The 26,743-nt window shown below is 73.6% G+C and carries 25 protein-coding genes; 9 read left to right on the top strand and 16 right to left on the bottom strand.

Features of this window, described 5'->3' with window-relative positions:
- Nucleotides 1-25: 25 nt before the first annotated feature.
- Nucleotides 26-643, top strand: a complete 618-nt coding sequence (locus ACZ4WZ_RS09890; RefSeq protein ID WP_467887546.1) for a hypothetical protein — start codon at nt 26-28, stop codon at nt 641-643.
- A 49-nt stretch (nt 644-692) separates the two neighbouring features.
- Here ACZ4WZ_RS09890 and ACZ4WZ_RS09885 read toward each other — a convergent pair whose 3' ends face one another.
- From ACZ4WZ_RS09885 to ACZ4WZ_RS09875, 3 genes are read right to left on the bottom strand one after another with little or no spacing between them, the layout of a single operon-like run.
- The gene (locus tag ACZ4WZ_RS09885; RefSeq protein ID WP_467887543.1) at nt 693-962 is read right to left on the bottom strand and encodes a hypothetical protein; all 270 of its coding nucleotides are present in this window, start codon (nt 960-962) and stop codon (nt 693-695) included.
- A 10-nt stretch (nt 963-972) separates the two neighbouring features.
- A complete protein-coding gene (locus tag ACZ4WZ_RS09880; protein ID WP_467887540.1) occupies nt 973-1,692 on the bottom strand; it encodes a TetR/AcrR family transcriptional regulator in 720 nt (239 codons plus the stop codon).
- 22 nt (nt 1,693-1,714) lie between these two features.
- A complete protein-coding gene (locus tag ACZ4WZ_RS09875) occupies nt 1,715-2,644 on the bottom strand; it encodes an AurF N-oxygenase family protein (RefSeq protein ID WP_467887537.1) in 930 nt (309 codons plus the stop codon).
- Nucleotides 2,645-2,859: 215 nt separating this feature from the next.
- Here ACZ4WZ_RS09875 and ACZ4WZ_RS09870 point away from each other — a divergent pair, with 215 nt between their 5' ends.
- Nucleotides 2,860-3,969 carry a ferritin-like domain-containing protein gene (locus ACZ4WZ_RS09870; protein ID WP_467887534.1) on the top strand — a complete coding sequence of 370 codons (1,110 nt, stop codon included), beginning with the start codon at nt 2,860-2,862 and terminating at the stop codon, nt 3,967-3,969.
- A gap of 67 nt (nt 3,970-4,036) precedes the next feature.
- Here the strand turns inward: ACZ4WZ_RS09870 and ACZ4WZ_RS09865 are convergent, their stop codons facing one another.
- Nucleotides 4,037-5,497, bottom strand: coding sequence for a penicillin-binding transpeptidase domain-containing protein (locus ACZ4WZ_RS09865; protein ID WP_467887532.1), 1,461 nt, complete (start codon nt 5,495-5,497; stop codon nt 4,037-4,039).
- The gene (locus ACZ4WZ_RS09860; protein WP_467887529.1) at nt 5,494-6,921 is read right to left on the bottom strand and encodes an FtsW/RodA/SpoVE family cell cycle protein; all 1,428 of its coding nucleotides are present in this window, start codon (nt 6,919-6,921) and stop codon (nt 5,494-5,496) included. The genes ACZ4WZ_RS09865 and ACZ4WZ_RS09860 overlap by 4 nt, the downstream gene beginning before the upstream one ends.
- 106 nt (nt 6,922-7,027) lie before the next feature.
- Between ACZ4WZ_RS09860 and ACZ4WZ_RS09855 the strand changes: the two genes are divergently transcribed.
- Both ACZ4WZ_RS09855 and ACZ4WZ_RS09850 read left to right on the top strand, forming a co-directional pair.
- Entirely contained in the window at nt 7,028-7,417 is a 390-nt protein-coding gene (locus ACZ4WZ_RS09855; RefSeq protein ID WP_467887526.1) for a DUF6325 family protein, read from the top strand.
- Nucleotides 7,417-7,836, top strand: a complete 420-nt coding sequence (locus tag ACZ4WZ_RS09850) for a hypothetical protein (protein WP_467887524.1) — start codon at nt 7,417-7,419, stop codon at nt 7,834-7,836. The genes ACZ4WZ_RS09855 and ACZ4WZ_RS09850 overlap by 1 nt, the downstream gene beginning before the upstream one ends.
- A gap of 448 nt (nt 7,837-8,284) precedes the next feature.
- Here the strand turns inward: ACZ4WZ_RS09850 and ACZ4WZ_RS09845 are convergent, their stop codons facing one another.
- Nucleotides 8,285-8,539, bottom strand: a complete 255-nt coding sequence (locus tag ACZ4WZ_RS09845; protein WP_467887521.1) for a hypothetical protein — start codon at nt 8,537-8,539, stop codon at nt 8,285-8,287.
- Between the two features lie 286 nt (nt 8,540-8,825).
- On the opposite strand from ACZ4WZ_RS09845, the gene ACZ4WZ_RS09840 reads away from it, so the two are divergent.
- The 3 genes from ACZ4WZ_RS09840 (at nt 8,826) to ACZ4WZ_RS09830 (ending at nt 12,442) form a co-directional block, all read left to right on the top strand.
- Nucleotides 8,826-10,076 carry a helix-turn-helix domain-containing protein gene (locus tag ACZ4WZ_RS09840; RefSeq protein ID WP_467887517.1) on the top strand — a complete coding sequence of 417 codons (1,251 nt, stop codon included), beginning with the start codon at nt 8,826-8,828 and terminating at the stop codon, nt 10,074-10,076.
- 10 nt (nt 10,077-10,086) lie between these two features.
- Nucleotides 10,087-10,683, top strand: coding sequence for a GNAT family N-acetyltransferase (locus tag ACZ4WZ_RS09835; protein WP_467887514.1), 597 nt, complete (start codon nt 10,087-10,089; stop codon nt 10,681-10,683).
- 526 nt (nt 10,684-11,209) lie between these two features.
- The gene (locus ACZ4WZ_RS09830; protein ID WP_467887511.1) at nt 11,210-12,442 is read left to right on the top strand and encodes a C40 family peptidase; all 1,233 of its coding nucleotides are present in this window, start codon (nt 11,210-11,212) and stop codon (nt 12,440-12,442) included.
- Here ACZ4WZ_RS09830 and ACZ4WZ_RS09825 read toward each other — a convergent pair.
- The 5 genes from ACZ4WZ_RS09825 to ACZ4WZ_RS09805 form a co-directional block, all read right to left on the bottom strand.
- The gene (locus tag ACZ4WZ_RS09825; RefSeq protein WP_467887507.1) at nt 12,391-13,653 is read right to left on the bottom strand and encodes a styrene monooxygenase/indole monooxygenase family protein; all 1,263 of its coding nucleotides are present in this window, start codon (nt 13,651-13,653) and stop codon (nt 12,391-12,393) included. The genes ACZ4WZ_RS09830 and ACZ4WZ_RS09825 overlap by 52 nt on opposite strands.
- A 77-nt stretch (nt 13,654-13,730) precedes the next feature.
- The gene (locus tag ACZ4WZ_RS09820; protein ID WP_467887505.1) at nt 13,731-14,384 is read right to left on the bottom strand and encodes a GTP-binding protein; all 654 of its coding nucleotides are present in this window, start codon (nt 14,382-14,384) and stop codon (nt 13,731-13,733) included.
- Complete coding sequence (locus tag ACZ4WZ_RS09815; RefSeq protein WP_467887503.1) at nt 14,365-14,748, bottom strand: DUF742 domain-containing protein; 384 nt, start codon at nt 14,746-14,748, stop codon at nt 14,365-14,367. Before ACZ4WZ_RS09815 ends, ACZ4WZ_RS09820 begins: the two co-directional genes overlap by 20 nt.
- Nucleotides 14,745-15,221 carry a roadblock/LC7 domain-containing protein gene (locus ACZ4WZ_RS09810; protein WP_467887500.1) on the bottom strand — a complete coding sequence of 159 codons (477 nt, stop codon included), beginning with the start codon at nt 15,219-15,221 and terminating at the stop codon, nt 14,745-14,747. The genes ACZ4WZ_RS09815 and ACZ4WZ_RS09810 overlap by 4 nt, the downstream gene beginning before the upstream one ends.
- Nucleotides 15,218-18,349: a sensor histidine kinase gene (locus ACZ4WZ_RS09805; protein ID WP_467887497.1), complete on the bottom strand. Its 3,132-nt coding sequence runs from the start codon at nt 18,347-18,349 to the stop codon at nt 15,218-15,220. The genes ACZ4WZ_RS09810 and ACZ4WZ_RS09805 overlap by 4 nt, the downstream gene beginning before the upstream one ends.
- A 379-nt stretch (nt 18,350-18,728) precedes the next feature.
- Here ACZ4WZ_RS09805 and ACZ4WZ_RS09800 point away from each other — a divergent pair, with 379 nt between their 5' ends.
- On the top strand, nt 18,729-19,502 hold the full coding sequence (locus ACZ4WZ_RS09800) for a protein phosphatase 2C domain-containing protein (protein WP_467887495.1): 774 nt from the start codon (nt 18,729-18,731) through the stop codon (nt 19,500-19,502).
- A gap of 14 nt (nt 19,503-19,516) precedes the next feature.
- Here ACZ4WZ_RS09800 and ACZ4WZ_RS09795 read toward each other — a convergent pair whose 3' ends face one another.
- From ACZ4WZ_RS09795 to ACZ4WZ_RS09775, 5 genes are all read right to left on the bottom strand, one after another.
- The gene (locus ACZ4WZ_RS09795) at nt 19,517-19,957 is read right to left on the bottom strand and encodes a MarR family winged helix-turn-helix transcriptional regulator (protein ID WP_388939661.1); all 441 of its coding nucleotides are present in this window, start codon (nt 19,955-19,957) and stop codon (nt 19,517-19,519) included.
- 133 nt (nt 19,958-20,090) lie between these two features.
- Complete coding sequence (lon, locus tag ACZ4WZ_RS09790; protein ID WP_467887490.1) at nt 20,091-22,487, bottom strand: endopeptidase La; 2,397 nt, start codon at nt 22,485-22,487, stop codon at nt 20,091-20,093.
- Nucleotides 22,488-22,601: 114 nt separating this feature from the next.
- Nucleotides 22,602-23,351: a DUF4097 family beta strand repeat-containing protein gene (locus tag ACZ4WZ_RS09785; protein ID WP_467887488.1), complete on the bottom strand. Its 750-nt coding sequence runs from the start codon at nt 23,349-23,351 to the stop codon at nt 22,602-22,604.
- An 81-nt stretch (nt 23,352-23,432) separates the two neighbouring features.
- Complete coding sequence (locus tag ACZ4WZ_RS09780) at nt 23,433-24,269, bottom strand: sulfurtransferase (RefSeq protein WP_467887485.1); 837 nt, start codon at nt 24,267-24,269, stop codon at nt 23,433-23,435.
- Between the two features lie 234 nt (nt 24,270-24,503).
- A complete protein-coding gene (locus ACZ4WZ_RS09775; protein WP_467887483.1) occupies nt 24,504-26,069 on the bottom strand; it encodes a glycosyltransferase family 39 protein in 1,566 nt (521 codons plus the stop codon).
- A 35-nt stretch (nt 26,070-26,104) separates the two neighbouring features.
- Between ACZ4WZ_RS09775 and ACZ4WZ_RS09770 the strand changes: the two genes are divergently transcribed.
- Complete coding sequence (locus ACZ4WZ_RS09770) at nt 26,105-26,656, top strand: hypothetical protein (protein WP_467887481.1); 552 nt, start codon at nt 26,105-26,107, stop codon at nt 26,654-26,656.
- Nucleotides 26,657-26,743: the final 87 nt, after the last annotated feature.

The raw sequence follows: 26,743 nt of genomic DNA, 5'->3' as shown, positions 1-26,743 counted from the left end.
GACGCTGACCAACCGAGGGAACCCCGTGGACACCGCCCGCCGCCGCGCCATCGTTCGCGCCACCGCCGTGACCGCCTGCGCCGGTGCGCTGCTGGCCCTGCCGGCCGCCGCCGCGCTCGCCGACGGGGCGCCGGCCGCCTCCGGCACGCAGCGGACCCTCGTCAGCAGCATCTCCCTCGCGGACGGCCGGTCGACGGCGAAGGTGTACCGCGTCGCGAAGGACGCGTACCAGGCCGAGATCCTGCGCGCCGGGGCCACGGTCGTCACGCTGACCAGCCGCGACGGGGCCACCGGGGTCGGCGCCGCGGGTGAACTGCACGCCGCGCTGGGGCCCGACGGCCGGCTGTCCTCCTGGGTCGGCGAGACCGTCCGGGGAGACGGCTCCCACGCGGTGGCCGGCGACGGGCACAAGACCGGGACCCGGACCCCGCACGGCGGTGGCCAGGTCGTACCCGCCTCGGTCGACGACGCGTCCCGGGACCGCTCCGGCGCCCCCGGTACGTCCGAGGCCCTGCGGCTGAACACCCTGGCCGACGGCCCCGGAGACGGCGTACTGCTGCTCGCCGCGGGCGCCGGGATCGCGGCGGTCGGCGCCGCCGGGCTGGGCTACGCGATGCTGCGGCGCGGCCGTACGGACGGCTGATCCCGCCCGGCGGCGGCACCCCGCCCCCTGGACCCGGACCCGCCCGCCTTCACCCCCGCCCCTGCCTGCTCCACGGCCAGCGCGGCTTCGGCTTCCGGCCCGTCGGGGAGAAGGTGTACTTCCACCCCTTCTGGAGCCCCAGCCGCTTCGTGTACCCCGACGGGACCCGCTCGTAGAGCAGTACCGTCGGGGGCCCGCCGTCCGGGGCGGGGACCGGGATCTCGTACCACTTCGGCGGGTGGCCCGTCGGGCCGACGAGGATCGGGAGGACCCGGCCGTCCATCGGCCCGCCCTCGAAGGGGGTCGGTTCGCTTCTCACCCCACCAGTGTCACAGCAGGTGGGCCGCCTCGGAGACCAGCGGGATGACGCGTCGGGCGAGGACGCCCACCGGGCCCTCCGGCGGTTCCAGCGCGAGCGCGGCCCGGGCGGCGGACGCCGTCTCGGGGTCGGTGGCCGCCGTGGCCGTGAGGAGGGCGATGAACTGGTCCACCAGCCAGTCGCGGAGGGAGGCGACCTCCGGTTGTTTCCCCTCGTCGATCCAGATCAGGGACGCCGCCTCGACCGCCGTGATCCAGGTGCGCACCATCATCCGCAGCCGCGGTCCGGGCCCCGGGGCGGGGACGTCCAGGTGGAGGAGGATCTGGTCGGCGGCCGCGCGGCGGATGCCGTCCACGGTGGCCGTGGTGCGGGAGGTCTCCACGACGCTGCCGCCCTGCAGGAGGGCGGCGAAGCCGGCGTCGTGCTCGTCGACGAAGGCCAGGTAGCGGTCCAGGACCCGGGAGAGCCGCTGGGTCAGCGGTCCGGCCTGCGGTTCGGCGAAGCACAGTTCGAGGACGTCGGCGGCCGAGCGCAGGGCGGCTTCGTACAACTGCTGTTTCCCGCCCGGGAAGTAGCGGTAGACCAGCGGGCGCGAGACGCCCGCGGCCTCCGCGACGTCGTCGAGGGAGATCTCCTCCGGGGCACGGTGCGCGAACAACGACAGCGCGGCGTCGAGGAGCTGGGCTCGCCGCTCCTCGACGCTCAGTCTGCGGTAGGCCCGTACGGTCATGCCCGCAGAGTAGACGACCCTGCTACGCGAGGAGGCCCGAGCTGCGCCAGAGCCTGCGGCCGACCCCGCGCAGCACGCCGATGTCGTCGAGGAAGTCGGTGAGCCGCTTCGCGCCGGTCTGCATCACCTCGCGGCGGTGGCCGCTGGCCTTGACCTGGGCGACGGCTTCGCGCCGGTCGAGGCCGACGTTCTCGTAGACGGCCGGGTTGACGAAGGCCACGGAGAAGACGCGGGCGGCCTCGCCGCAGCTGATCCGGGTGAGTTCCTGCTCCCAGCGCGGGGCGGTCAGCATCTGGCGGCGCAGTTCCTCGCGGGCGTACCGGACGTGCCGGGCCTCCTCGATGACGTGGATCCGGGTCACTCCGCGGACCAGGGGCTGGATGCGCTCGTCCGGGAAGGTCAGGCGCTGCATCCAGTCGAGGATCTCCTCGCCGAGGAGGGTGCAGGCGAAGGAACCGGGGGTCGTGGAGACCGTCTTGAGGATGCGGGCGAGGTTGTGGTTGAGCCGGGTGACCGGGTAGTCGGGGGCTCCGGCCTTCTGGATCATCCGGGCGAACATCATGGAGTGGCGGCACTCGTCGGCGATCTCGGTGAGTGCGTACCGAACGTGGTTGCTGGTCAGCGGCTTGTCGTAGATGTGCCGGACCAGGAGCTGCATGAGGATGATCTCGAACCAGATGCCGAGGGAGGCGAGGGACGCCGCTTCGTGGCGGGAGAGGTCGATGCGCTGCTCCTCGCCCATCTTCTTCCACATCGGGGTGTCGTAGAGGGAGAGCAGCTCGGGCGGCCAGTAGTACGTGCCGTCGATCGGCGGGGCGTCCCAGTCGAGTTCCCGGTCGGGGTCGAAGGAGTGCTTGGCGGATGACTCGAGGAGTCGTTCGGCGATCTGCTCGCGGTCCTTGAGGAGGCCGAGGGCGTCCCTCAGCGCGGCTCGTTCGGTCACGGTCGTCATGGCTCCGGGCCCCTCGCGGTCGGGTTACCTGCGGTCACCTCTTATGAGACTGCTTGTCAGCAAGGTCGTCAATCCCTCGCGCACGACTTGTTGACCCCGCGTCTACCAACGTGTGACGCTGCCAACTGTCCACTCCCGCACGGCGGTACGCGCGACGCGCGAGCGCGAGTACGCGAAAACGCGCGTGCTCGCGTACGCGATACGAGGAGGCATCCGTGTCGACGCACGAGTTCTACACCCAGGCCCCGCAGGAGAGCGTCTGGCCGGTCCCCGCCTCCGGTGCGGCCCGCTTCAGCTGGGAGTACGACGGGGGCCGCGACCGCCTCCTCGCCCTGTACCAGAAGGGCAAGGACAAGCAGTGGGACGGCGCCAAACGCATCGACTGGGACATCGAGGTGGACCCCTACGACCCCCTCGGCACGCCCGACGAGATGCTGACGCTGCACGGCACCCGCCACTGGGCCGGGATGACCGAGCGGGACAAGGGCGAGCTGCGACGGCACTACAGCGCCTGGAACTTCAGCCAGTTCCTGCACGGCGAGCAGGGCGCGATGGTGTGCGCGGCGCGCATCGTGGAGTCGGTGCCGGACCTGGACGCGAAGTTCTACTCCGCCACCCAGACCATGGACGAGGCCCGGCACGCCGAGATCTTCGGGCGCTTCCTGCACGAGAAGGTCGGGATGCTCTACCCGATCAACGACAGCCTCCAGGGGCTGCTCGGCGACACCCTGCGCGACTCCCGCTGGGACATGCCCTACCTGGGCATGCAGGTGCTCATCGAGGGGCTGGCGCTCGCCGCCTTCGGGATGATCCGCGACACCACCGACAAGCCGCTGCCCAAGCAGATCCTCGCGTACGTGATGCAGGACGAGGCCCGCCACGTGGCCTTCGGGCGGATGGCCCTGCGGGACTACTACAAGCAGCTGACGGACGCCGAACTGCGCGAGCGCGAGGAGTTCGTGATCGAGGGCTGCTACCTGATGCGCGACCGGCTGCGCGGGGTGGAGGTGCTGGAGAACTTCGGCGTCCCCCGGCGGGAGGCGGTGGAGTACACCGAGCAGTCGGAGTTCCTGCACCTGTTCCGGAAGCTGCTGTTCAGCCGGATCGTGCCCTGCGTCAAGGACATCGGGCTCTGGGGGGACCGGCTGCAGAAGGCGTACCTGGAGATGGGCGTCTTCGAGATGGGCGACTCCAACCTCGACCTGCTGATGACCCAGGACGAGGAGATCGCCGAGACCCTGGACCGCGAGCGCTTCGCGGCGGAGGAGCGGGAGCGGGTGGCGGAGGTGGAGGCGGCCATCCAGGAGGGCGCCGCCCGGGCCTGAGGGGGCCCGGGCCTGAGGGGGGGCCGAGCCTGGGGGCGCCGACTACCAGGGCGCCGGCCCCCGCGCGTCACCGTCCCGCCAGCGCCGCCTCCATCACCGCCCGCGCGATCGGGGCCGCCGCGCCGTTGCCGCTGATGTCCCCGCGCACCGCCGAGGCGTCCTCGACCACCACCGCGACCGCCACCGCCGGCTGCGGTTCGCCCTCCGCGCGGGCCCAGGCGATGAACCAGGCGTACGGGGTGCCGGCGTTGCCGACGCCGTGCTGGGCGGTGCCGGTCTTGCCGCCGACCCGCGCGCCGGGGATCGCCGCGTTGCGCCCGGTGCCGTCCTCCACCACCTTCACCATCAGCTCCTGCACGCGCAGCGCCGTGGCCGGGCTCATCGCCCGGCCCAGGGTGCGCTGGTCGGCGCGCCGCAGCAGGGAGCCGTCGTCCCGGGTCGTGCGGTCCACCAGGTACGGGGTCCGCAGCTCGCCGCCGTTGGCGACGGCCGCCGCGACCATCGCCATCTGGAGCGGGGTGGCCCTGGTGTTGAACTGCCCGATCGAGGAGAGCGCCAGCTGGTCCGGGCTCATGTCGGTGTCGAAGTTGGACCGGGACACCCACGACGGCACCCGCAGCCCCGCGTCGTTGAACCCGAATCGGGCGGCCGCCTCCGCCATCGCGCGCAGCCCCACCCGCACCCCGATGTCGGCCATCACCGTGTTGCAGGACCACTGCACGGCCTCCGCCATCGAGGCCTCCGCGCAGCCGGTGGCCGCGTTCGGCAGCACGGTGCTGGTGCCGGGCAGCCGGTACGGGTCGGGGGTGCGGGTGGGGGCGTCCGCATCGGTGACCACGCCCGCGTCGAGGGCGGCGGCGGCCGTCACGATCTTGAAGGTGGATCCCGGCGGATAGGTCTCGCGCAGCGCCCGGTTGAGCATCGGCCTGGCGGGGTCCGCGTTCAGCCGCGCCCAGGCCGCCTTGACCCGCGTACCGGTGCCGGAGAGCAGGCCCGGGTCGTACGAGGGGCTGCTGACCAGGGCCAAGATCCTGCCGGTGGCCGGCTCGATGGCGGCCACCGCGCCGCGCTTGCCCCCGAGCCCCCGGTACGCGGCCCCCTGTACGGCGGCGCGCAGGGTGGTCTCGGCGTTGCCGCCACCGGGGCGGCCGCGCGAGAGGTCGTACCAGAGCGGGAAGGCGGACAGCCCCGGGTCGGTGCCCGAGAGGACGGCGTCCTCGGAACGTTCGACGAAGCTCGTCCCGTACGTCTGGGAGGAGAAGCCGGTGACGGGCGCGTAGAGCGGGCCGTCGGTGTAGGTGCGCTCGTAGCGCAGCAGCTGGCCGCTGTCGCGGGAGCCGGTGACGGGCCTGCCGTCGACCAGGATGTCCCCGCGCGGTTCGGCGTAGCGCTGGATGGCGGGCCGCTTGTTGGCCGGGTTCGCCCCGTAGGCGGCGGACTCCCACACCTGGACGCGGGCGACGTTGGCCAGCAGGGCGGCGAGCAGCAGGGCGCAGAAGTAAGCGCACCAGCGGATGTAGCGGATCACGCGAGGGCCTCCCCCGGTTCCGGGCCGGGTCCGGGTCCCGGTCCGGGTCTGGGTCTGCGGGCGCTGTCGCTGAGCCGGACCAGCAGGGCGACGATGATCCAGTTGGTGACCACGGAGGAGCCGCCCTGCGCCAGGAAGGGCATGGCCATGCCGGTCAGCGGGATCAGGCCGGTGACGCCGCCCGCGATGACGAACACCTGGAGGGCGACGATCGAGGCGAGCCCGGTGGCGAGCAGCCGCCCGAAGGGGTCGCGCAGGGCGAGCCCGGCCCGGAACCCTCGGGACACGAGGAGCCCGTAGAGGAGCAGGATGGCGGTGAGGCCGACGAGGCCGAGTTCCTCTCCGGCGGTGGCGAGGACGAAGTCGGACTTGGCGGCGAAGCCGATGAGGAAGGACTGGCCGTGCCCGAGCCCGGCGCCGAGCAGGCCGCCGGCGGCGAAGGCGAAGAGGGACTGGGCGAGCTGGCCGGGGCCGTCGCCGCGCTCGATGGAGGCGAAAGGATTCAGCCAGTCGTCCACGCGGCTGTGCACGTGCGGCTCGAAGGTCCCGACGGCGTACGCGCCGAGGGCGGCGAGCAGCAGCCCGATGGCGATCCAGCCGATCCGCCCGGTGGCGGTGAACAGCATGATCACGAAGAGGCCGAAGAAGAGCAGCGAGGTCCCCAGGTCCCGCTCCAGGACGAGGACTCCGACGCTGAGCAGCCAGATCGCGAGGATCGGCCCGAGCACCCGGCCGGGCAGGAGGCGCAGCTTCCAGAAGAGCCGGCGGCCGGTGAGGGCCAGGGCGGTGCGGTTCGCGGCGAGATAGGCGGCGAAGAAGAGGGCCAGCAGGATCTTGGCGAACTCCCCGGGCTGGAAGGACAGCCCCGCGAAGCGGATCCAGATGTGGGCGCCGTTGACGGCCGGGAAGAAGACGGGGACGAGCATCAGCACGAGGGCGGCGGTCACGGACAGGTAGGCGTACCGCTGGAGCACCCGGTGGTCGCGCAGCAGGGCGAGCACGAGGACGAAGAGCACCACCCCGAGCGCCGACCACCGCAGCTGGTCCTCGGCCCCGGGCTCCCCGGGGGTGGCGAGGTCGAGGCGCTGGATGAGGACCAGGCCGAGCCCGTTGAGCAGGACCGCGATCGGGAGGAGGAGCGGATCGGCGTACGGGGCCCTGAGCCGGACGGCGAGATGGGCGAGCAGCGCCGCACCCCCGAGCCCGGCGGCGTAGGGGGCGGCGGGGTAGGGGGCGGCGGGGTAGGAGGCCCCCGCCCGGCCGGCCGCGCCGTCGGCCGCGAGGCCCACGTACAGGTGGCCCAGTACGGAGATCAGGACCGCGCCCGCGAGGAGCGTCAGCTCGATGCCGCGGCGCTTGGCGCCACGGCCGTCGGGGGGCGGGGCCGGAGCTGGCTCCGTCACCTTCGCCGTCAGAGCGGTCATACGGGGAAACGTAGCAAGGTCGCGGCTGGTATGTCCGCTTATGTCATAGGGTGCCGAAGAGTCGTCAGAAATGGTCAGGAGCGACAGGAGTGAGGAGCCCCGGCGCATGGGACCTGTGGAATTCATCGTCCTCGCCTTCCCCGAGGAACAGTTGCGGGTCCCGGCGGTCGAGGCCGTGATGGGCCTGCGGAAGACCGGGGTGGTGCGCCTGATCGACGGGCTCGTCGCGACGAAGACTGCGTCGGGGGAGGTCCTGGCGGCGGAGTTCGACGAGTTCGTGGAGCTGCGGGGCATCCTGGCCGGCCGTGACGTGGCCCGGCTGATCGGCCCGGAGGACGTGCAGGAGGCGGCGGAGCTCCTGGACCGGGGCAGCTGCGCGCTGCTGCTGGTGGTCGAGCACGTCTGGGCACAGGACGCGGCGATCGCCGTACGGGCCGCGGGCGGGCGGATCGTCGGCTCGGTCCGCATCCCGGCGGAGCGGGTGGGGGTGGCGTGATGTTCATCCGGCCGGTGGGCGTGACGGTGAGGGCGGCGGTCCGCCCCGCGGGTCGGCCGCTCCTGCGCGGGCTGCTGCGGCGGGCGGCGGGCGCGGCGGAGTGGGCCCAGGCGGAGGACACCGGGGAGGCGGTGGTGGAGGGGTTCGGGGACGAGTACGGGGACGAGTTCGGGGAGGGTGGCGACGCCTACCCCGAGGAGGAGCCGCCCCCGGCCCTCACCCCCGAAGAGGAGGAGCACCCGGCTCCGGCGGAACCCCCCACCCCGACCACCCCGCCCGCTCCCCCGCCGCCCGGCGGCCTGGTGGCGGAGCTGACGCAGCTGGCCGACCTGACGCGGGAGGGTCTCCTGACGCGGGACGAGTTCACCAGGGCGAAGGCCCTCCTGCTGGGAAGCGGGGTCACGGGGACGGAGCCCTAGCGGGGCCGCGCCGGGGAGGGTTCGGGGGGTTCCCGTCAGTCCCATCGTCCTTCCGTGTCGTGCCGGCCCGTCAAGGGCGCTCCTTCGTCGCGTCGCTACGCGATGGCCTTCGGCCACCCTTGACCGACCGACCCGCCCCGGAAAGCCGAAAGACTGCCGGGAACCCCCCAAAAGAACGGCACGGACCAAGGGGAAGGGACGGGCGTCTCAGGGATGAGACGAGGGATCGGGCGTCGGCCTGCCGGGCATCCGGGCCCGTGCCCTGACCGGCCATGCCGGGACCCGGCCACCCGCACCAAATGACGATCACAGCCCCATCCGGGACCGGCAGGCGCGACAGATCGCTACGTGCTTCTCGTGGCATAGCGTCCGACGACCGTCCGTGGCTGATACCCGCACCACATGTTGACCACGACGGCATCCGGGGCCCGGTGGGCGCGTCAGATCGCTACACACTTCCCTGGTCTCGGCGACCGACGGCCGCCTGGGGCTGGTCCAGGGCGGGTACGACGTTGGCGACGGCGGTGGTGAATTCGCGTCCCGAGGCGCCACGGATGTAGGCGAGCTCCATCCAGCGCTCGATGCCGGTGTCCGAGACGTTCTCGTTGACCACGGCCATCAGCACGCCCTCAACGCCCGAGGCGATGTCGCGGACGCGTCGGCGCAGGAGCCGGTGGGGCACGTGCTCGTAGCACTCACTCATCGGATGCTCCCTTGAAGCTGTCGAGAAAGCGCTCCCAGCCGGCACAAGCGCGGTCGAGCAGCTCTGACTCGGTACGGTTGCGGGCTCCGGCCGTAGCCATGGGCCGCCTTGGACCGCTTCTTCGCGGTGCACGCACATGGGTCCTCCTGTCCTCACGCGGAACGGCGTGGACCAAGTCCATCGCTCAGCGCGGTGAACCGGACTCTGGGAGGGCGGACGTTCAGGCGGACGCTTTCGCTCCCTATCCTGGATCCGTCACGGATGATGTACGGATGGTGAGCAAGTCGTGGGGAAGAAACTGACCTCATTACGCCAGAGGGCGGGATACACGCAGGCGTCGTTCGTGGAGGCATTCGCGGCCGAGGCGGTGCGCCTTGGCGTTGCCGCTGCGGTGAGCGTGCGCCAGTTGCGGCGCTGGGAGAACGAGGCGCCGCCACCGCTGCCTCATCCGGGGCAGCAAGCCGTTCTGGAAGCGGTGTTCGGTGTCCCGCTCGCGGAGATGGGCTTCGAGGTCCCTAGTCATCGCGTGACTGTGGCAGAGCCGATCAGCGACTCTGGGAGGGTGAAGAGGAGGACCTTCGTCGCGGACGCGGGCGCCCTCGTAGCTGCGGCCCTCATTCCCGCCACGCCAGGGCTGCGCGTGGCTACGGCCGAGCTCGGGCATCTGCGGGGGCGCCTCGAAGGGCTCTACCGGACGGACCACACCAAGGGCAGCGTGCCGGCGAGCGCACAGGCCGATCGCATCGAGTCCGAGATCACCAGCGCCCTGCGCAAAGCGTCGTACACCTCCGCCGTGGGTCGTGAACTTCAGACGATGCTCGCCGAACTGCACGGCCATCGGGCGTGGTACGGCTACGACGGCGGTCGCATCTCCGAGGGCAGGTCCGCCTGCACGGAAGCCCTCACAGCAGCTCAGCTCGTAGACGACCCCCTCCTTCAAATTTCGGTGCTGGAGACGCTCGTCCTGCTGGCGATCAAGGCAGATCGAACGTGGGAAGCCGCGAGCGCCGTCGAAACCGCCTACCGTCTGGCGACCCGTGCACGGGCCGGGGCGACGGTTCATCTGGTGATCGCCCTTCGAAGTGCCAACGTGGCCATCCACTCCGGAGACCTGCCGAACGCCCGCCGGGCCTTGAGCCGGGCCGTCCAGTTCCAGGGACGCACGGACCGTGACGAGGAAGTACCGGCCTGGGCCAGGTTCGTCGGCCCGTTCGAGGTCGACTACGCCACCGCCGACATGTACGTGCGTGCCAACCAGCCCCATAGGGCGGTTCCGTTCCTCCGGGCCGCCGTCGGCGGCATCGGAAGCGGATTGGCCCGGAACAGCGCCTCTTACCGCGTCAGGTTCGCCGATGTTCTGCTCGCCGCCGGCGAGGTTGAGGAGGCGTGTGCCGAGGTAGACGGCGTCATGGCGGCCTGGGGTGGGATCGCCTCCCCACGTCTGCTGGGCAAGGTGTGTGACTTCCGGCGCTCGGCGTCCGCGATCGATAGTCGGACCGCCCGCGACTGCGTCGCACGGATCCACGAAACCATCTGAGAGGCCTGGAATGAGCCAGTCAAGACATGTCGGCATCGAGTGCTTCGACGGGCCGACGGCGGCGGAGGCAGAGGAGGCCTTCCGATTGGTCTACGCCGAAGCCTTCGCCCAGCCGCCCTACTCGGAGACCGAGGCGGATGTGTCGTCCGCCTTCCGCCGCTTCCGCTCCCAGACCCGCAAGAGCACCTTCGTCGGAGCACTGGCCACCACCCAAGACGGCGAACCGGTCGGCATGGCCTACGGCTACCCTCTCGGCCCCCAGACAGGCTGGTGGGATCAGCTCACTCAGCCGGTATCGGAGGACATGCGCCGCGAGGACGGCCACAGAACCTTCGGCCTGATGGAACTCGCCGTGCGCGCCCACTGGCGCAGAGAGGGAATCGCCCACCGCTTGCACGACACTCTCATCGCCAACACTGACGCCGAACGCGTGCTGCTGAACGTTCGCCCGGAGAGCAAAGCCGCCGTAGCCGCGTACAGGGCATGGGGCTACCGCAAAGTGGGCGACGCCCACCCATGGCCGGGAGCACCCTCGCACGATGTGATGCTGCTCGCCCTGGACCAGCCCCAGGCGGCCGCCAGTCGCCAAGGCCAGGGAAGTGTGTAGCGATCTGACGCGCCCACTGGGCCCCGGGTGCCGTCCTGGTCAACATGTGGTGCGGGCATCAGCACCAGACGGCCGCCGGACGCCAAGCCGGGAGGAGCGCGTAGCGATCTGACGCGCAGGGGTGGACCGCCGGGGGTTTTGGGGGCCCGGATGGCCGGCGGGGCGTGGCCCGGTCCCTCGTCTCGTCGCTGAGGGAGCCGCTCCTCGCACCTCTCCCCGTGACCGTTCTTTTGGGGGGGTTCCCGGCAGTCCTTGTCTTTCCGGGGCGGGTCGGTCGGTCAAGGGTGGCCGAAGGCCATCGCGTAGCGACGCGACGAAGGAGCGCCCTTGAGGGACCGGCACGACACGGAAGGACGATGGGACTGACGGGAAACCCCCAAACCAGCCCTGAGGCCGCCCCGCCGACACCCCGCCCCCGCAGCCCCCGCCCCGCCCGTCCAACCGGGTGACGGCCCCTCGACCCGCCAGGGGTGCTCGGTGGAGGGGGCGGGTTCGCGTGGCAGCATCGGGCGGCGGAGGTGATTACATGACAAAACGACTACTGCGGATCGTCTGTCTCGCCGCCGTCTTCGTCACCGCTGGCCCCCCGCCCGCCGTCCACGCCGAGCCCGCCCCCCGCCCCGAACCCGCCGTCGCCGAAGGCCCCCTCCCCGAAGCCCGCACCGCGCCCGCCACCGCACCCGCCACCGCGCCCGCTCGCGGGGTCGGGGAGTTGCTCGTCCGGTTGCAGGGCCTCTACCAGAGGGCCGAGGAGGCCAGCGAGGCCTACAACGCCGCCGAAGCGGCGCTGAAGGCCCGCCGGGCGGAGGAGGAACGCCTCGCCACCGAACTCGGCAGGGCCCGCTCCGCCCTCGACTCCGAACGGGCCACCGCCGGGCGGCTCGCCCGGGAGCAGTACCAGGGGGCCCACGGCGGCGCCCTCTCCCCGTACCTGCGGCTGCTGCTCTCCGGGGACCCCCAGCATGCCGTCGACCAGCGACGGCTCGCCGCCCGCGAGGGTGCCCGGCGGGCCGCGGTCGTGGCGCGGCTGGAACGGGACCGCAAGCAGGCGGGAACGCTCGCCGGGGCGGCCCGCAAGGCCCTCGACGACCAGCGGACCCTCGCCGCGCAGCAGCAGCGGGCCCAGCAGGAGGTCACGGGCCGGCTCAAGGAGGTGGAGCGGCTGCTGGCGGCGCTCACCCCCGAGGAGCTGGCGGGGCTCGGGGCGCGCGAGGCGGCCGTGACCGCCGGGGCGCAGCGCACGCTGGTGGACTCGGGCCGGCTGCCCGCCCGCACGGGGACGCCGACCGCCGCCGGCGGGGCCGCCCTGCGGTACGCGGCGGCGCAGATCGGCAAACCGTACGTGTGGGGCGCCGAGGGTCCGGCCGCCTTCGACTGCTCCGGGCTGACCTCGCGGGCCTGGGAGCACGCCGGGCGGTCCATTCCCCGGACCAGCCAGGAGCAGTGGGCGCGGCTGACCCGGGTGCCGCTGGACCGGCTGCGCCCGGGCGATCTGGTGGTCTACTTCCCGAAGGCCACCCATGTGGCCCTGTACATCGGGGACGGCAAGGTGATCCAGGCGCCGCGCCCGGGCTCCACCGTGAAGGTGTCGCCGATCGCCGCGAACCCGCTGCTCGGGGCGGTCCGCCCCGACCCGGAGGGGACGCCGCTGAAGGAGTTCACCCCGCCGCCGCTCCCGGAGGCGGCGACGGCGGGGGACGACACGGGCTACTCGGCGGAGGAAGAACCGGCGGCGGAAGCGGAGACCTCCGCCAGGTAGTCGGCCGTGTCCTCGGGGTCGTAGAAGTACGCGTCGAAGTCGGCCGGGTTGTCGAAGCCGTTGGCGAACCGATCCGCCACCGGCTGGAGCTGCCCGGCCGCGCCGATCAGGTTCAGCACGTGCTCCGGGGGGACGCCCAGCATGGCGTTGGTCCACTGGGTCACCGGCTTTCCGGTGGTGAACCAGTACTTGTCGAAGGTCGCCTTCATCCACGCCTCGTCGAACGGCTTGTCGCCGTGCATGAGGATCGAGGAGAGGTACGAGGCCGCGCACTTGGCGGCCGAGTTCGAGCCCTGCCCGGTGATCGGGTCGTTCGCCACGACCACGTCCGCGACGCCCAGGACCAGGCCGCCGCCGGGGAGGCGGCCGATGGGGTTGCGGACGACGGGCGCGTACCGGCCGGAGAGCGTGCCGCCCGCGTCCGTCAGCTCGACCTTCGTCGCCCGCGCGTACTCCCACGGCGTGAACTTCTCCATCAGCTCCAGCGTGAGCGCCAGGTGCTCGGCGGGGTCGTTGACCCCCTTGAAGACGTCCAGGGGCCCGCCCGGCAGGCCCTCCCAGAACAGGATGTCGGCGCGTCCCGAGGTGGTCAGGGTCGGCATGACGAACAGTTCGCCGACGCCCGGGACCAGGTTGCAGCGCACGGCCTCGGTCTCCGGGTGCTCGCGGCGCGGCCCGAGGCCGTGGACGTACGCGACGGCCAGCGCGCGCTGCGGGGCGTCGTAGGGGGAGCGTGCGGCGTCCCGGCCGAACATCGCCACGAGCTCGCCCTTGCCGGCGGCGACGAGTACGAGGTCGTACGTACGGGAGAAGAAGTCCAGGTCGGCGACGGACGCGCCGTGGATGACCAGCTGTCCGCCGCGCTGGGTGAAGGTGTCGAGCCAGCCGGCCATCTTCACCCGCTGGTCCACGGACTGCGCGTGACCCTTGAGGCGGCCGAGCCAGTCGACGGCGCGGGAGCCGTCGGGGGCGGCGACGGAGACGCCCAGGCCCTGGATCTTCGGGGCCTGCCGCTCCCAGAAGTTCAGCTGGAGGTCCCGCTCGTGCTGGAGCGCCGTGTCGAACATGCACTGCGTGGACATGACCCGCCCGGTGCGGATCTCGTCGGCGGTCCGGTTGGACATGAGGGTGATCTCGTACCCCTTCGCCTGGAGGCCGAGGGCGAGCTGGAGACCGGACTGGCCGGCCCCGACGACGAGTATCTTGCGCATCTCACGTTCTCGATTCGGGGGAAGGGTTTCTTCGGGACGTGCCGGGCCCGCGCGCGGCGTCCGCGCACCGGGCACGCCTATGCGGGAGTGGCGTCCAGCGCGTGGCCCACGAGGGTCAGCAGGGACTCCACGACCGTGTCCCGGCGCCGCGCGTCCATGATCACGACGGGTACGTGCGGCGGGACGGTGAGCGCCTCCCGCACGTCCTCCACGTCGTAGGAGCGCGAGCCCTCGAAGTGGTTGACGGCGACCGCGTACGGCAGCCCGCAGGTCTCGAAGTAGTCCAGCGCGGGGAAGCAGTCGCGCAGCCGGCGCGTGTCGGCCAGCACCAGGCCGCCGATGGCGCCGCGCACGAGGTCGTCCCACATGAACCAGAACCGCTCCTGGCCCGGGGTTCCGTACACGTAGAGCACGAGGTCGTCGTCGAGGGTGATGCGCCCGAAGTCCATCGCGACGGTGGTCGTGCTCTTGTCCGGGGTCCCGGTCAGGTCGTCGGTGGGGACGCTGGCCTGGGTCATCACCGCTTCGGTGCGCAGCGGGGTGATCTCGGAGACGGAGGAGACGAAGGTGGTCTTGCCGACGCCGAAGCCGCCGGCGACCAGCACCTTGACGGCGACGGGCGCGCGCGAGCGGTCGTACTGCCAGGGCTGGACGGGCTCGTCGTCCACGAGGCCGGGCGTCCCGGGGGCGTCGGCGACGGCGGAGGCGAAGTCAGAGACGGCGGAGGCCACTGAGCACCCTTTCCAGCAGCGCGCGGTCGGGCCGGCCGGTGCCGTGGCCCGTGCCGTAGACGCGGATCCGGCCCTGGTCGGCGAGGTCGCCGACGAGGACCCGGACCACGCCGAGCGGCAGCTTCAGCAGTGCGGATATCTCGGCGATGGTGCGCATCCGGCGGCACACCTCGACGATGGCGCGCATCTCGGGCATGCGGTCGGGCGTCCTGGCCGGGCCGCCGTCGAGCGTGGCGACGAAGGTCTCCACCAGCAGCACCTGCGTGAAGCGGGTGCGGCCGCCCGTGAGGGAGTACGGGCGGACGCGGGCGGGGCGGCGGTCGGCGCCGCGTATCGGCAGCCGGTCGGAGGCCGTACTCCTCACGGGTTTCTCTCCATCGACTGGCGCAGCTCACTGCGGACTTCGGGGGTCAGGACGTGGCCGGCGCGGCCGACGAAGAGGGCCATGTGGTAGGCGACGACGCTCATGTCGCAGTCGGGAGTGGCGTGCACGCCGAGCAGGGAGCCGTCGCTGATGGACATGACGAAGACGGAGCCGTTCTCCATGGCGACCATCGTCTGCTTGACCGTGCCGAACTCCATCAGGGCGGCGGCGCCGGTGGTGAGGCTGCCGAGTCCGGACACGATGGTGGCGAGGTCGGCGGAGGCGCCGCGGGGGCCCTTGGGCCGGTCACCGGCGGCGGGTTCCGCCGTCGGCTCGGAGGAGAGCAGCAGCAGCCCGTCCGAGGACACGACGGCCACGGAGTTGACGCCGGGCACCTCCTCGACCAGGTCGGTCAGCAGCCACTGCAGGTTGCGGGCCTGGGTGCTCAGTCCGTACGTACTGGGCGCGGTCATGTGCGTGCCTCCTGTGCGCTGTCCCCCTGGTCGGTGTGCCCCTGCTGCGGGTCCGCGTCCTGGCGGTCCTGGGCGAGTTCCGCCGCGACGACCCGGCGCCCGTCCTGGGCACCCTGGTAGAACCCGCCGAGCCGGCGGCGCAGTTCCTCGGCGTCGACCCGGCGCGGCTCGGGGCGGGCCGCGGCGGGCTGTGCGGTGCCGGGGGCCGCCACGGAGCGGGGGGTCCGCTTGGGGAGGCCCTTGGCGGTGACGGTTTCGGTGGCGGGCTCGGCCATGGGCTCGGGGTGGCTGCCCTGGCGGGGGACGAAGCCGTCCTCCGCGTCGGCGGCCCGCCGGTGGCTGGACCGTTCGGCGTCGGGCGCCGACTCGGTGTGTCCTTCGTCCTGTACGGGTGCACCGGGCGCGGTGTCCGGTCCCCCGGCGGCGTCCCCGTGCCCGGGGTCGGCCGTGGTGAAGGCCTCCGCATCGGCTTCGGCCACGACCCGCGCGAGCAGTTCCTGGTCGGGACCCGCTCCGCTCGGCGCCCCGGCCGCGGGGGCCTCCTCGTCGAAGGCCTCGGCCAGGGTGACCACCTTGGCGGGCTCCGCGTCGGCGGCCTGTCCGGCGTCGGGGGCGGCGGCGGTGAAGACCTGGCCGGCCGGGGGGAGCCCGGTGTCCGGGGACGGCTGCGCCGCCGCGGGCCGGGCTTCGGCGAAGGCCCCGGCCCCGAAGGCCTCGGCCACGAGCGACCCGGCGTCGAAGGTGTCTGACTCGTAGGACTCGTGGGGCTCGGGGGACTCGTGGAGCTCCGCCTCGGAGGCTCCGTCCCCGGACGGCTCCTGCTCGGCGGTGTCCTGGCCGGCCGTGTCCTGGCCGGCGCCGGCCGCTTCGCCCGCCTCCGCCTCGAAGGCCTCGGCGAGCGTGACCACCTTGGCGGGCTCCGCGTCCACGGACACCGGCCCGGCCTGGGCCGTCGCCTCGCCGTCCGGGCCGGCCGTGCCCCCCGCGCCCTGCTCGGCCGCGGCCGTGCGCAGCCGCGGCGGCAGGGTGTTCTCGTTGGCCTCGGCGATCACGCCGGGCAGCTGGAACGCGGGGGCGCCCGGCGTGCCCAGGGTGTGCACCGGGGAGGCCGGCGGGGTGTCCGGCAGCAGGGCCGCCGGGATCACCACCAGGGCCTCCAGGCCGCCGTGCCGGCCGGCGCGCAGCTCGGCGCTGACGCCGTGGCGGGCCGCGAGCCGTCCGGCGACGTACAGGCCGAGTCCGAGCCCGTGTTCGGCCTCGGGTTCCTCGTCGTAGGCGTCGGGGGTGGCCAGGCGGGCGTTCAGGGAGGCGAGGCGGTCCTCGGTGACGCCGATGCCCTCGTCCACGACGGACAGGACGACGTCGCCGGCGTCGTTCAACCGGCCGGACACCTTCACCTTGGCGTCGGGCGGGGAGAAGGTCGTGGCGTTCTCGAGGAGTTCCGCGAGGACGTGCGAGATGTCGTCGGCGGCGTGCCCGGCGACCTGGGTGTAGGAGGGCATGGCGGCCAGGTCGACGCGCTCGTAGCGCTCGATCTCGCTGACGGCGGCCCGCATGACGTCGACCAGGGGCACGGGCAGGCTCTGGCCGTGGCCGTGCTCCTGTCCGGCGAGGACCAGCAGGTTCTCATTGTGGCGGCGCATGACCGTCGCCAGGTGGTCCAGCTTGAAGAGGGTGGCGAGCCGGTCCGGGTCGCCTTCCTTGGACTCCAGTTCCTCGATGACGGCGAGCTGGCGCTCGACGAGGCCGAGGGTGCGCAGGGAGAGCGAGACGGAGGTCGTCGACATGATGCGGCGGTGCTCTTCCAGCCCCGCGCGCAGCTGCTTGAGTTCCTGTTCCAGGGCGTCGCGGCTGCCGGCGAGGGCCTCGTTGCGGCCGATGAGGCGGCGCCGGTCGGCGTCGAGCCCGGCGACCCTGGTGTGCAGGGCGACCGTCTGTTCGCGGACCGCGTTGAGGTGGCGCACGACCTCGGCGAACTCGTCGTTGCGGCCGGTGAAGCGGACCGGCTCCTGCGAGCCCTCGGGGGTCGCGAGCCGTGCCGCGCCGCGGCGCAGCACGGAGAGCGGGCGGGTGAGGGAGCGGGCGACGGCGGTGGAGAAGCCGACGACGAAGAGGAAGAGGACGCCGAGTCCGGCGACCATCAGCTCCAGCCGGGTCACGTCGTCGTCGCGCAGGGTGGTGAAGGCGGTGGCCCGGTCACCGGCGAGGGTGGACTCCACCGAGCGCATCCGGTCGATGCGGGCGGTGAGGGCGGCGGAGACGGCGCCGGTGTCGGTGGCCCTGCGGTCGGCGGGGGTCAGGGTGGGCCGGTCGGTGAGCCGCTTGAGGTGGTCCTCGGCGGCCTTGACCTCGGGGCCGGTGACGGTGGCGGCGAGGGTCTGGCGTACGCCGGGCCGGGCGGCGCGCGCGAAGTCGTCGAGGGCGGCCTGTTCGCGAACCCGGGAGCGCTGGGCGGCGCCGGTGAGCTCGTCGGCGACGGCGGAGTTCGGCGCCTGCTCGGCGCGGGGGACGGACAGGGCCGCGAGCAGCAGTCCGCGGGTGGCCGAGGCCTGGTCGACGGCCTGGCCGAGGGGGGCCATGGGCCGGGTGACGGCCAGGGCGGCCTCGGCGCGGGGCGGGGTGAGTTCGGCGAGGCGGTCGCCGGGCGCGAGGAGTTCGGTGAGGAGTCCGGCGTAGGCCTGGTGTGCGGCGAGGGCGGTGCCCTTGCCGTCGACGGCTTCGGCGCGGACGGCCTTGACCTTGCCGAGGGCGCGGGCGAGTTCCGCGTCGGCCTCCGGCTTGAGTTCGGCGATCTGCCGGTCGGTGCGCGCGGTGCGTTCGTCGACGGCGCCCTTGGCGTTGCCGGGCCGGCCCTTGGCCGCGTACTCGACGACGGCGTCGCGCTCGTCGCCGAGGAGGTGGGCGAGGGTGAGGGCGTGCCGGGTCTGTTCCGCCAGGGTGACCAGGCGCTGGGAGTCGTTCAGTTCCCTCGTGGCGGAAACGACGGCGGGGGTGCCCGCCGCGAGGACGGTGAGTCCGGCGACTGCTACTCCGACCACCAGCCTGCTGCGGACGCGTACGCGCCGTCCTGCCTTGGCGGGTCCGTCGGCGCTGGCGGTGCCGTTCTTCCGAGACCGCTTTTTCTGCACCGGTGCTCGCAATCCTGTACGTGTGCTCGTGCTCGTCTACTCGTGTGGCCGAGGTAACGGCCGGTCAACAAGTAAACGCCCCCTGCCCCCTCGTACCGCCTCAGACCTTCGCAGTGTGTTGGGAGGAGAGCCGCACATCGCCCACCCGGCCACTCGAAGGAGTGAACATCACGGAGGAGCGGCCGACCAACTCGGGCACCGCGTGTCAGGGGCCCGCCGTGGACGGGTGGTTGAAAGAACGCGGCGGGCTTTGGCAGTATGCGCGCCCACATTTCGCGGGGAGCGGGCGGGAGGGGCCGTCGGACGGTCCGGCACCCCACCGCCGGCATTGGTACGGACCTGACTCCCTCCGCCGGGCCCGGCCGGGCAGAATGCCCGCATGCGCATCGACCTGGCCTCCGATCCCGGCAACCCGGAACACCCCAATCAGGACTGGGTGTCGGCGTCGGCACCCGCTTCGGGAGGGGGCGTCGTGATCGTCCTGGACGGGGTCACCCCGCCCCGCGGGGACGACGGATGCGTGCACGGAGTGCCCTGGTTCTCCACCCGGCTCGGCGGCCGATTGACCGAACTGTCCGGATCGCGGCGGGACATGCCCCTGGACCGGGTCCTGGCCCGGGCCATCGCCGACACCGCCGACGCGCACCGCGACACCTGTGACCTTTCTCACGTACGGACCCCGCAGGCGACGGTGGTGATGGTCCGCTGGGACGAGGCGTACGTGGAGCACCTCGTGCTCTCGGATTCCGTGCTCCTGCTCCGCGGACCCGGCGGTGCGGTCACGCCGGTGCTCGACGACCGGCTGGACCGGGTGCCGGGCGAGGTGCGCGGCTCGGTGGCGGCGACCGACGCGCTGCGCAACGCCGAGGGGGGCTTCTTCACGGCGGCCGCGGACCCGGCGGTGGCGACCCGGGCCGTCACCGGGCGCACCCCGCGCGCGGAGGTGCGGGCGGTGGCCGCGCTGACGGACGGGGCGAGCCGCTGGACGGACACGTTCGGGGAGGGCGACTGGGCGGCCTGCCTGGACGTGCTGCGCAAGGAGGGCGCGCAGGGGCTGATCGGGCGGGTCCGGGCCGTGGAGTCGGATCCGCTGCGCCCGCCGGCCCGGTACAAGCGGCACGACGACGCCTCGGCGGTGTACGCGGAGCTGTGAGCCGCCCGGCGGGGCTACTCCTCGCCGGAGTTCAGCTGGTTGAGCAGTCTGGCCAGCTCCGCGACCTCGCCCCGGTCCCAGTCCGCCAGCTTGCGCATGTACCGCTCGCGCCGGGCCCCCCGTACGCGCAGGAACCGCTCCCGGCCCTCCGCGGTGAGACCGACGAGGAAGGCACGGCCGTCCGCGGGGTCCGGCTCGCGGGCCACCAGCCCCAGCACCTCCAGGGCGCGCAGCTGGCGGCTCATGGTGGCCTTGCCGACGCCGAAGTAGGCGGCCAGCTCGGTGGCCCGCTGGCGGCCGGCCGCCTCCAGCCGGACCAGCAGCCCGTACGCGGCCGGTTCCAGCTCGGGGTGCAGGGCGCGGGCCATTTCGCCGGAGGAGGCCCGTGCACGCCTCAGGAAGACGGACAGCTCCCGCTCCAGGGCGAGGAACTCCTGGTCTTCGCTGCCGTGCACGTGCCGCTCCCATCGATGGCGGGGCGCACCGTGGCACCCCTGTTCGGGACCAGTATTTCGCAGCGGGCACGCCGACGGCCCGGGGCCCCGCCGTGGGGGTCCCCCGGGCTGCCGGAGAAGGGGCCGGGGCCGGTCAGGCGGCCTTGCCGAAGGACACCACGGCCGGGGCGAGGGCGAGCTCCAGCACCTGGCGCACGTCCGTCACCGGGTGCACCTCCAGCCCCTCCAGCACCTCGCTCGGGACGTCGTCCAGATCGGCCTCGTTCCGCTTGGGGATGATCACGGTGGTCAGCCCGGCCCGGTGCGCGGCGAGCAGCTTCTGCTTGACCCCTCCGATCGGGAGCACCCGTCCGGTCAGCGACACCTCACCGGTCATGGCCACGTCCGTGCGCACCTGGCGGCCGGACAGCAGCGAGGCCAGCGCGGTGGTCATGGTGATGCCCGCGCTCGGGCCGTCCTTGGGGACGGCGCCCGCCGGGAAGTGGATGTGCACGCCCCGGTCCTTCAGGTCGGCGACCGGCAGCTCCAGCTCCGCGCCGTGCGAGCGCAGGAAGCTGAGGGCGATCTGCGCCGACTCCTTCATGACGTCGCCCAGCTGGCCCGTGAGGGTCAGCCCGGCGGCGCCGGTCTCCGGGTCGGCGAGCGAGGCCTCGACGAACAGGACGTCGCCCCCGGCCCCGGTCACGGCGAGGCCGGTGGCCACGCCGGGCACCGCGGTACGCCGCTCCGCCGGGTCCTGGGCGGACTCCGGGACGTGGTGCGGCCGGCCGATCAGGCCGCGCAGCTCGCCCGCCCCGATGGCGAAGGGGAACTCGCGCTCGCCCAGCTCGTGCTGGGCGGCGACCTTGCGCAGGAGGCGGGCGATGGACCGCTCCAGGGTGCGCACGCCGGCCTCGCGGGTGTACTCGCCCGCCAGCTTGCGCAGCGCGTCCTCCTGGAGGTCCACTTCCTCGGCGGTCAGGCCGGCGCGCTCCAGCTGGCGGGGCAGCAGGTGGTCGCGGGCGATGACGATCTTCTCGTCCTCGGTGTACCCGTCGAGGCGGACCAGTTCCATGCGGTCGGCGAGGGCCTCGGGGATGGATTCCAGGACGTTGGCGGTCGCGAGGAAGACCACGTCGCTGAGGTCCAGCTCCACCTCCAGGTAGTGGTCCCGGAAGGTGTGGTTCTGCGCGGGGTCCAGGACCTCCAGCAGGGCGGCCGCCGGGTCGCCCCGGAAGTCGGAGCCGACCTTGTCGATCTCGTCGAGGAGCACGACCGGGTTCATGGACCCGGCCTCCTTGATGGCCCGCACGACACGGCCGGGCAGGGCGCCGACGTAGGTCCGCCGGTGGCCGCGGATCTCGGCCTCGTCCCGCACCCCGCCGAGGGCCACGCGTACGAACTTGCGGCCCATGGCATGGGCCACGCTCTCGCCGAGCGAGGTCTTCCCGACACCGGGCGGGCCCACGAGCGCGAGCACGGCGCCCCCGCGGCGGCCCCCGATGACGCCCATCCCCCGCTCGCCGCGCCGCTTGCGCACGGCGAGGTACTCGGTGATGCGGTCCTTCACGTCGTCCAGCCCCGCGTGCTCGGCGTCGAGGACCGCCCGGGCGCCCTGGATGTCGTACTCGTCCTCGGTGCGCTCGTTCCAGGGCAGCTCCAGCACCGTGTCCAGCCAGGTGCGGATCCAGGAGCCCTCCGGGCTCTGGTCGCTGGCCCGCTCCAGCTTGTCGACCTCCTTGAGCGCGGCCTCCCGTACCTTCTCGGGCAGGTCGGCGGCCTCGACGCGGGCCCGGTAGTCGTCGGACTCCTCGCCCTCCTTCTCCCCGCCCAGCTCGCGCAGCTCCTTGCGGACCGCCTCCAGCTGGCGGCGCAGCAGGAACTCCCGCTGCTGCTTGTCGACGCCGTCCTGGACGTCCTTGGCGATGGACTCGGCGACGTCCTGCTCGGCGAGGTGGTCGGTGAGCGCCTTGACGGCGAGCCGGAGCCGGGCGACCGGGTCGATGGTCTCCAGCAGCTCCACCTTCTGCGCCACGGTCAGGAACGGCGAGTACCCGCTGTTGTCGGCGAGGGCGGACACCCCGTCGATCTGCTGCACCCGGTCCACGACCTGCCAGGCGCCGCGCTTCTTGAGCCAGCTGGTGGCGAGGGCCTTGTACTCCTTGACGAGCTCGGCGACGGCCCCGGGCAGCGGGTCGGGCACCTTCTCGTCGACGGTCTCCCCCTCGACCCAGAGCGCCGCTCCCGGCCCGGTGGTCCCGGCGCCGATCCGGACGCGGCCGCGCCCGCGGATCAGCGCCCCGGGATCCCCGTCGGAGAGCCGCCCGACCTGCTCGACGGTCCCCAGCACTCCGATCCCCGCGTACTTGCCGTCGACCCGCGGCACGAGCAGCACCCGGGGCTTCCCGCTCCCGGCCGCCGCCTGCGCCGCCTCGACGGCCGCGCGCACCTCGGCGTCGGACAGGTCCAGGGGAACGACCATCCCGGGCAGCACGACCTCGTCGTCGAGCGGCAGTACGGGCAGGGTGAGCGTTACGGACGTCGAAGCCATGATCTTCCCTCCGGCAGTGAAGTTGAGCTATGCCGACTCAATGCTTCTGCGTCGCCCATTGTTCCCCAACACCCGTTCGCCGGGGGCGAACAACACCGGAAGCCCGACGCACCGTCAGCTCGGTACGGAAAGCCGGATGTCGCCGGAGCCGGTGCGCACCGTGATGCGGGAGGGGGCGTCGGGGGTGTCGGTGAGGGAGACGTCGCGCTCGCCCGAGCCGGTGGTGGCCGACACCCGGTACGGGGCCTGCGGCGTCCTCAGGGTCACGTCGCCCGAGCCGGTCGTGAAGGACACCGAGGCCGGCGCCTTCTCGAAGCCGACGGCGGCGTCCCCGGAGCCCGACCGGAACTCGAACTCGGAGCCGGACAGGCCTTCGGCCCTGAGGTCCCCGGAGGAGGTACGGATCCTCAGCGGGCCCGTGATCCGCTCGGCCCGGACATCGCCGGAGGAGGAGTCCAGCTCGGCGGAGGCCACGCCCCTCACCGTGATGTCACCGCTGCTGCTGCCGGCCTTGACCCGTGCCGAGGCCGGCACCTCCAGCCGGTAGTCGACCCAGCAGGTGTCCCCGTCGCCCGGGCAGCCGTCGGTGAAGCTCAGCACCCCGGCCGAGACCCGCTGACCGGGCACGGGCGCGGTGTCGCCCCGGTAGTGCGCGACGCGGCGGACGGTCACCCCGGGGCCGCCGCCCGGCACGACCTCGACGGAACCCCGCCGAAGGCCCGTCAGCTCCACCGCGGTGACCGCCTCGGTGACGGTGGTGTCCGCGTCGGCGGTCTTCAGCCTGGCCTCCTCCACGAACGAGCAGCCCGACAGGAGGAGGACGGCGGCGGTGGCGGCGAGGACGGTACGGGTCAAGGTGCGCATGCGGCCGAGTCTGCCGAGCCGGGGGCCCGCCCGCGCTGGTGCAGGTATCCGGAGCCGCGGTGGGGTTAACCCCACCCCCGGTCAGGACCCGGTCACCACCGGCCGCAGCTCCGAGGGCAGGCCCCACTCGCTCCACGAGCCGTCGTACACCGCCGGCCCTTCGTACCCGGCGAGGGTGGCGCCCAGCGCGAGCACGCAGGCCGTGACGCCCGAACCGCAGCTGAAGTACAGCCGCTCCCGCTCCCCCGCCAACGCCCCGAAGACCTCGCGGAGTTCCCCGGCGGGGCGCATCAGCCCGCCCGGCCCCTGGAGCTCGCCGAACGGCAGGTTCAGCGCGCCCGGCATGTGCCCGCCCCGGAGCCCCGGCCGGGGCTCCGGGGCGGTGCCGGCGAAGCGCTCCCGGGTACGGGCGTCGAGCACGGCGGCGGCCGGGTCGGCGAGGGCGGCCGAGACGGCGGCGGCGTCCACCAGCAGCCCGGCGCGGGGCCGGGCGGTGAAGGAGCCGCGCGGGCCGTCGTACGCCGCCGCCGCGGCCTCGACGGGCAGCCCGGCCGCGGCCCACGCGGGCAGGCCCCCGTCCAGCACGGCCGCCCGGTCGAAGCCCATCGCGCGCAGCATCCACCAGGCCCGGGCGCTGGAGTAGATCCCGGCGCCGTCGTAGACCACCACCGTGTCGGAGTCGTCCACCCCGAGCCCCCGCAGGGCCTCGGCGAACGCCTCCGGGGAGGGCATCGTGTGCGGGGCCGCCGCGGAGTGGTCGGAGAGGGCACCGTCGAGGTCGAAGGGCCGCGCGGCCGGGATCCTCGCGGGGGCCCCGCGGTGGGCCCCGACGGAGGCGTCGAACACCACGACCTCTGCGAGGTGCGCGGCGAGCCAGTCCGTCCCGACGAGGGGGCCGGGTATCTCGGTCACGGGCATACGGGGCCTCCTGGTCGGTACGTGCCGGTCCCCCTTTCTAACGCAGCCGCGCGCCGGGTGGCCGCCGCCACCGCTGCGCGGGGCCGTTCCCCTACCCGTCCTTCGCCCGTTCCCCGGGCTGTGCCCGGCCCCTTCCTGGGGGCCAGCCCCCAGACCCCCGCGCCTCAAACGCCGGCGAGGCTGGGATGGGCAGCTGCGCAAGGGGGCGGGGACGGGGTGGGGTGTCGTCCGGGGCTAGAACGAGATGAATTCGGCGCCCGGTACCCCGTACCACTCAGACCCGGAACGGGCGCCGAACATCGAAGCCCGCCCCGGACGACACCCCACCCCGGCACCGACCCCGACCCGAAACCACCCCGTCAAACCCCCGCCTGACCGGGCAACCGCCCGGCAGGACACCCCGTCCACCCCCCAACCGCCCGACGGAGTCACCCGCGCGTACACCGCCACCCGCCCCCCGCGCACCGCCGTCACCGAGCAGCGCTCGAACCCGGCCGCCAGGGCCTCGCGCTTCGCCGCCTCGCCCGGGTACGGGTCCAGGGGCTGGCCGGGCGGGTCCAGCAGGGCGATCACCCTCGGGGAGGCCAGGACCGCGGCCCGGATGCGGTCCGGCGGGAGCTCCGTGCCGTGGAGGGTCGCCGAGTCCAGCGGGGTCCCGGACAGGGCCACGTCGCGCAGGGTCCCGTACACCCCCGGCGACGACAGCAGCCACTCCCGCCGCCGCGAGGGCATGAACAGCACCGCGTCCCCCGGCCGCGCCCGCTCCCGCACCGCCGCCGCGACGGCGAGCGCGTCGTCCTTGCGCGCCTCCGGGGTCCGCAGCCACACCGACCACGCCCCGAAGGGCAGCAGGAGCACCCCCACCAGGGCCCACGGCAACCACCCCCGCGCCCCCGCCAGCCGCACTCCCGCGAGCACCGCGAGGCCGGCCAGCGCGTAGAGGACGTACCGGTCGACGTACCAGGGGTGCACCACCGAGACCGCCATGAGCACCCCCGGCGGCAGCAGGGCGAGGGGGGCGGCCGCCCGGACGGCCCCCCGGTCGGGAACCCCCCGGGCCAGCAGGGCCGCCGCCGCCACGACCACCCCGTACGCCGCCCAGTCCTGCCACGAGGGCCGCCCCAGCCATCCGAGCTGCGCCTGCGCCTGCCGCGCGCTCACCAGCGCCAGCGGCAGCAGCCCGGCGAGGACGGCGCCCGCCGCCCACCGCCAGCCCCGCGCCCGCCACGCGGTGAACGCGTGCGCCGGCAGGGCCAGTACGGCGAACTCGTGCAGCCAGCAGCCCAGCAGCAGCACCACCGCGTAGGCGGCCCACCGTTCGCGCAGCATCAGGTACGTCGCCCAGGCCACGGCGGCCGCGACCAGTGCGTACGAGCGCCCCTCCTGCGCGTACGTCTGCACCGGCGGCAGCACGGCGTACGCGGTGCCGGCGATCAGCGCGGCCCGCTCCCCCGCCAGCCGGTGCGCCACCGCGGCCACTCCGGCGGCGGCGAGGGCCGTGCCGGCCACGGACGGCGACCGCAGCGCCCACACGCCCCCGTCCCACAGGGCGAAGACCGCGTGCATCAGGAGGTAGTGGAGGCCGTGCACGGCGTCGACCTGGGCCAGCAGTTCCGCCAGCCCGCCGAGGGGCCGGTGCGCGACCTGCCAGGTGGTGGACTCGTCGCGCCACATGCTCCCGCCGCGCGGCAGCCCCCACAGCCCGAGGAGGACGGCGGTCAGCGGGGGCAGCCAGCGCCAGGGGGTGATGCGGCGGATGACGGCCTCCGGGTGCTTTCCGTTGCGGGGCGGGGCCTCCATACTCGGTGTTCGTCGGAGTACCTGCGGAGGTGGGTGTGCGAGCGATCCGAGCGGCCGGGGCCGCGGCGGTGGTGCCGCTGGGCGCGTTGCTGGTGCTGGCGGGATGCGCCGGCGAACCCGGCGGGGCCCCGGAGGCGACGGCTGCGACGGCACCCCGGACGGCACCGGCACCGGCGTCCACAACCGCCACCGCGACGCCCACGACCCCGCCCCCGACGCCCGCGGCCACGCCGCCGCCCCCCGCCGCGCGGACCCTGGTCCGCGTCACCCGCAGCGGGGGTTTCGCCGGCCAGACCCGTACCGTCCTCGTCAACGGCGACGGCTCCTGGACCCTGGTGGACGGCAAGGCCCGTGACCTGCGCTCGGGGAAGCTGGACCCACCCCGGCTGGAGGTCCTGCGGTCCGCGCTGCGGGAGGCCGACTTCGCGCGCCTGCCCCGTGTGGCGACGGCCGATCCGCCGGTCTACGACGGGTTCACGTACGCCTTCGTGCACGGCGGTTTCGAGGTCGCCTCGGACGAGACCGCGCTGGCCCCGGCCCTGCGGAAGGTGCTGGACGCGCTGCCCGGATTCGACGCACCGGGATGAATCTCTGATTCCGGATGACCCCGGCTCCTGTCCGAACCCCGCATAGCCGCAGGCCGGTGCCTCCTCTACGCTGCACCCCATCACGCG

The organism is Streptomyces sp. NPDC029122, assembly GCF_055569445.1.
Note: the sequence above shows the minus strand (reverse complement) of the source record. Positions and strands in the feature narration are given on the sequence as shown.

Bases quoted from the DNA above. Each gene is read 5' to 3' on its own strand.
- ACZ4WZ_RS09775 (WP_467887483.1), bottom strand. From the start codon at position 26,069: ATGGAGGCCCCGCCCCGCAACGGAAAGCACCCGGAGGCCGTCATCCGC.
- ACZ4WZ_RS09830 (WP_467887511.1), top strand. From the start codon at position 11,210: ATGACAAAACGACTACTGCGGATCGTCTGTCTCGCCGCCGTCTTCGTC.
- ACZ4WZ_RS09825 (WP_467887507.1), bottom strand. From the start codon at position 13,653: ATGCGCAAGATACTCGTCGTCGGGGCCGGCCAGTCCGGTCTCCAGCTC.
- lon (WP_467887490.1), bottom strand. From the start codon at position 22,487: ATGGCTTCGACGTCCGTAACGCTCACCCTGCCCGTACTGCCGCTCGAC.
- ACZ4WZ_RS09800 (WP_467887495.1), top strand. From the start codon at position 18,729: ATGCGCATCGACCTGGCCTCCGATCCCGGCAACCCGGAACACCCCAAT.
- ACZ4WZ_RS09860 (WP_467887529.1), bottom strand. From the start codon at position 6,921: ATGACCGCTCTGACGGCGAAGGTGACGGAGCCAGCTCCGGCCCCGCCC.
- ACZ4WZ_RS09810 (WP_467887500.1), bottom strand. From the start codon at position 15,221: ATGACCGCGCCCAGTACGTACGGACTGAGCACCCAGGCCCGCAACCTG.
- ACZ4WZ_RS09835 (WP_467887514.1), top strand. From the start codon at position 10,087: ATGAGCCAGTCAAGACATGTCGGCATCGAGTGCTTCGACGGGCCGACG.
- ACZ4WZ_RS09845 (WP_467887521.1), bottom strand. From the start codon at position 8,539: ATGAGTGAGTGCTACGAGCACGTGCCCCACCGGCTCCTGCGCCGACGC.
- ACZ4WZ_RS09880 (WP_467887540.1), bottom strand. From the start codon at position 1,692: ATGACCGTACGGGCCTACCGCAGACTGAGCGTCGAGGAGCGGCGAGCC.
- ACZ4WZ_RS09855 (WP_467887526.1), top strand. From the start codon at position 7,028: ATGGGACCTGTGGAATTCATCGTCCTCGCCTTCCCCGAGGAACAGTTG.
- ACZ4WZ_RS09785 (WP_467887488.1), bottom strand. From the start codon at position 23,351: ATGCGCACCTTGACCCGTACCGTCCTCGCCGCCACCGCCGCCGTCCTC.
- ACZ4WZ_RS09850 (WP_467887524.1), top strand. From the start codon at position 7,417: ATGTTCATCCGGCCGGTGGGCGTGACGGTGAGGGCGGCGGTCCGCCCC.
- ACZ4WZ_RS09875 (WP_467887537.1), bottom strand. From the start codon at position 2,644: ATGACGACCGTGACCGAACGAGCCGCGCTGAGGGACGCCCTCGGCCTC.
- ACZ4WZ_RS09780 (WP_467887485.1), bottom strand. From the start codon at position 24,269: ATGCCCGTGACCGAGATACCCGGCCCCCTCGTCGGGACGGACTGGCTC.